The sequence below is a fragment of the Blautia sp. aa_0143 genome (assembly GCF_004167315.1).
GTDB lineage: Bacteria > Bacillota > Clostridia > Lachnospirales > Lachnospiraceae > Blautia_A > Blautia_A fusiformis.
The window spans coordinates 1-4285 of record NZ_RCXU01000061.1; the positions used below are offsets into that span (position 1 = coordinate 1).

At 44.6% G+C, this 4285-nt stretch carries 4 protein-coding genes; all 4 read right to left on the reverse strand.

The annotated features are described in order from the left end of the window. Positions 1 to 194 (reverse strand): hypothetical protein (locus EAI83_RS16830; protein WP_129976258.1); only part of this gene is annotated, 194 nt, incomplete at its 3' end. Between the two features lie 14 nt (positions 195 to 208). Then, the gene (locus EAI83_RS16835) at positions 209 to 874 is read right to left on the reverse strand and encodes an ABC transporter ATP-binding protein (protein ID WP_117527013.1); all 666 of its coding nucleotides are present in this window, start codon (positions 872 to 874) and stop codon (positions 209 to 211) included. Between the two features lie 140 nt (positions 875 to 1014). After that, positions 1015 to 3048, reverse strand: a complete 2034-nt coding sequence (locus tag EAI83_RS16840; protein ID WP_097783440.1) for an ABC transporter permease — start codon at positions 3046 to 3048, stop codon at positions 1015 to 1017. 166 nt (positions 3049 to 3214) lie between these two features. Beyond that, a complete protein-coding gene (locus EAI83_RS16845; RefSeq protein WP_006060492.1) occupies positions 3215 to 4246 on the reverse strand; it encodes a sensor histidine kinase in 1032 nt (343 codons plus the stop codon). Between the last annotated feature and the right edge of the window lie 39 nt (positions 4247 to 4285).

The following is a 4285-nucleotide window of genomic DNA, read 5'->3' on the forward strand; positions in this document are numbered from 1 at the left end:
TCATAAGTATCGACAACCTGATTGCGCTGCATTTGTGTCAGGGAGGTAGACACAATTCCCGTAAAGCAGATCAGAAATGCCGCCAGCGCAACGGCAATCACCACCATCAGATTCCGGCGCTTCTCGCTTTGCAAACTTTTCTTTGCCAGCTTCTTTGTAATGGCGCTGGTATCATTCTCAAAAGGCCATGTCATAGCCTGCCACCTCCTTACTCCACAATCTTGCCGTCCTCAATGCGGACAATCCGATCTGCAAGACGGGCTATGTCGTCATTGTGGGTAATCATCACAACAGTTTGCCGGAACTCTGCACTGGTGCGCTTGATAAGCCCCAGCACCTCGGCGCTGGTCTTGCTGTCAAGGTTGCCGGTCGGCTCGTCGGCCAGCACAATAGCCGGTTTGGTAATCAGGGCGCGTGCGATAGCCACACGCTGCTGCTGTCCGCCGGAAAGATTGTTCGGCATGTTTTTCAGTTTATCTTCCAGCCCCAGCAGATGAACGATCTCGTCCAAAAACTTCTGATCCACCGTGTCCCCGTCCAGCTCCACCGGCAGGACGATGTTCTCATACACATTCAGAATAGGAACAAGGTTATAGTTCTGGAAGATAAAGCCGATGTTGCGGCGGCGAAAGATGGTAAGCTGTTCATCGTTCTTCTTTGCCAGTTCTTCGCCCCGGACGATCACGGTTCCGCTGGTGGGAGTGTCCAGCCCGCCCATCATGTGAAGCAGGGTGGACTTGCCGCTGCCGGATGTTCCCACAACGGCCACAAACTCGCCGTCCTCCACGGAGAAGTTCACACCGTCAAGGGCGCGGGTAATGTTCGGCTCTGTGCCGTAATACTTTTTCAGATCAATCGCCTGTAAAACGCTCATACTCAAAACTCCTTTCAAGGCTTTCTGCCTGTTGATAAGGCTATTGTAAAACCCAAATGTCCGCGAAATGTTACAGCGGCCAAAAAATTTCATTGAAAATCGGGGGTGAAATGCTACAACGCTCGGACATTTCAAAATTATTATTCAACTACCCTTAATCGAGCTACAATACTTGTTTTTCTAAAATAGCGAAACGAAACATGAGGAACTATAATCGCCACAACGCAAATAACAATTCCCTCTAATATCAACGGGAAAATCGTAGGCTGTATTGTAAACAGCCATAAGTCAGGTTGATTAAAGAAAGTAGGAAGAATTGTATTTGCAACAATAAGAGAGAGAGGTAAACCCATTACACAAATCAGAAATGCGTAAAACAATCCCTCCAATACGGTCAATTTGTTAATTTGTTTTTTCGTCATTCCGATGCTCTCTAATGTAGCAAATTCCCGTTGCCGGTTTATAATGCCCGTTATAATGATGTTGGAAAAATTCACAAGCCCGATACTTCCTAATAGAAACCCAATAAGGCCACCTATGATAAAAATAGTTTGTTTTAATCCATTCATAGTTTGTGCCAATGTTTCAGACGATGCGTATTCAACGGTAGGCAAAGAATTGATGTACTCGGTCGCTGGCAAAAAGTGTTCTTTTTCCACATCAAACACATAACTCATTATGGCTGGATTGTTATACAATTCCACAAACATCTCATTACTCATATAGAAAATAGGACAATCGCCGCCAACATCAGTGTAGCCAACATTCTTACCCGGAGATTCTACCAATGAAAAATCAACCACTGCACGCGCAATTACCGAAACCGTTTTATAAGGCAATCCATCTTTGTAAATGGTAACTTCCTGATTGAGCGGACAAAGAAATTCAGGAGATTCATTTGGGTTGATCGCTGAAATTTCTATAACATAGTTTCCACTTTCCAAATATGAGGTTAGTTGCTGTATATCTGTTTCTCCCTCAATGAAATTCAATTTAGGAAGTATTGATTTTTCTACCCCGTAAATATTGCAAAGAGGTCGATAATCAACACCGAGTTTTACTGGATAAGTTCTGCCATCAACCATACCACTTCGTATAAGGTGATTATCTTCTGTGTATTCGTCTAATACTTCCGTGACCAAACTACCATAATCATAAGTAACACTGACATCATCCAAAGTGTTTTTATAAATTCGACTTCCGTTCAGCACAGGAATATTATTTTCAATATCAGATATGATTTCATTACTAACAGAATCATCTTTAAATCGAAAACCTTGCACATTAGAAAATGTGTTTGGGCTTGCCACAACAAAATCAAATGAGGTAACAGAAGATACATATTTTTTAACATCAACACTATTTCCGATTGCGATTGCACTGTTTAGGAGAATAATGCAGAGTATCATGGATAAGACGATAAATATGGTACGCTTTGAATTTCTTCTTAAATTTCTCCATGCCATTTCTGTTATTCTATTCTTAAACGAAAGACGATTCTTGTTGGCACTATGATAATTGTCTTTTTCATAGTATCTAGTTGCCTCAATGGGCGAAATCGTAGCTGCAATTTTGAATGGTTTCTTTATACTCACCCAAACAGTAATCGCACTAAATATCCCGGCAACGACAAAAATAATAGGATTAAAACTCAAGTTCACAGAAAGATTGTGATACTCGCCTTTCATAAAATTAAGAATCCACGGAAGCATAAGTATTCCTACTATATATCCTAAAATCAACCCAATAGATATAGCAATTATAGACAGCCAAAATGCTTGCTTATAAACAATTCGCTTGATTTGCTTCTCCGTTGTTCCGATTGTTCTTAATAAGCCATATTTCTTTATTTCTTGAACAACAGAAATCTCAAAAATATTGCGAATGAGCAAATAGCCCGTTATTACAAAAATCATAATAAAAAACAGGGCTGCTATTATGGCAATCCAATTTACAGATGTACCAGTGGACGGGCTGGTTCCCCTAATTTGCAAAATAGTTGTCTGTATAGACTGGATCGCTCCAACACATAAAGTCGTTACAGAAGTAAAAAGCATTGATGTTAAAACGATTGCTATTACAGCAACAATATTTCGTAATTTGTTGGCTTTGAAGCTTCTTTGCGCCAGCTTCTTTGTAATGGCGCTGGTGTCATTTTCAAAAGGCCATGTCATAGTTGTATCACCTCCATATTTGATAAGGGTATTGTAAAACCTAAATGTCCGCGAAATGTTACAGCGGCCCAAAAATTTCATTGAAAATCGGGGTGAAATGTTACAACGCTCGGACATTTCAAAAAAAATTTACGGCGGGCAGCCGGAAATGGCCGTCCGCCGCATTCTATTTTGTCGGCAGCATAATGGAAAATTCCGAGCCCTTGCCCGGCTCTGAAACCACTTTGATATAGCCGCCTTGCCGCGTTACGATCTCGCGGGCCAGATACAGTCCAATGCCCACGCCCTGCTGTTCGTGTACTTCTTCCTCACGATAAAAGCGCCGGAAGATAGCAGCCTGATTACTTTCGGAAATGCCTTTGCCGGTGTCGGTCACTTTGATCTCCACATACATTTCCCACTGCACCACCGACACAGCGATTTTCCCGCCTGCCGGGGTGTACTTCACCGCATTGTCCAGCAGGTTAAAAAGGGCTTCGGATGTCCACTTGCTGTCATGGGAAACGGTCAAATCCTCCGGGCAGTCCACGGACACGGCAATTTCCTTTTTCTCCGCTGCATACACGATCCCACTCATGGCCTGCGCCACGGTATCAAAGAGGCGGCCCGGCTTCTTATCCAACTGGATCACGCCCGTTTCCAGCCGGGAGGTTTTCACAAGAGCCTGAAAGAGAAAGTCCAGCTTATCCGTCTGGCTGCGGATTCCCCGGATAAAGTCGGTGCGCTCTGCCTCGGTCATAGGCTTTTCCAGCAGGGTGTCCGTCGCCATTTTCAGATTGCTTACCGGCGTTTTCACCTGATGGGAAATATCTGATACAAGAGTCTGCAACTCCTGCCGTTCCTCGTCCACCCGGCGGCGGTTCTCCTGCATGATCTGGTAAAGCCTTGCCAGCCGATGTCCGATTCTGGCAAGCTGGGTTTCGCTGTCCTCTGGGCGCTGGGGCGCTTCATTCCCGGCGATCATGTGGTCTAAGGTCTGGCACAGGTCAGCGGTAAACTGTGACAGCCGCTTTCCAAACGCCTGCGTCAGTACAAAAATCCCCACAAGGGCGCACAGCAGCAGCGCCCCGCCAGTCAGCAGCACCGCAATCTGTTTTGTCACAAGAAACAGGGCTATGGTGATCCCGGACATGGAGAGGACAAGCCCTATTGCCACCCGACCAAACAGCCGCTTTACCGAGAGGTTCTTAAACTTCATTTCGCCTCGCCTCCCGTCCATTGATACCCCATGCCGTAA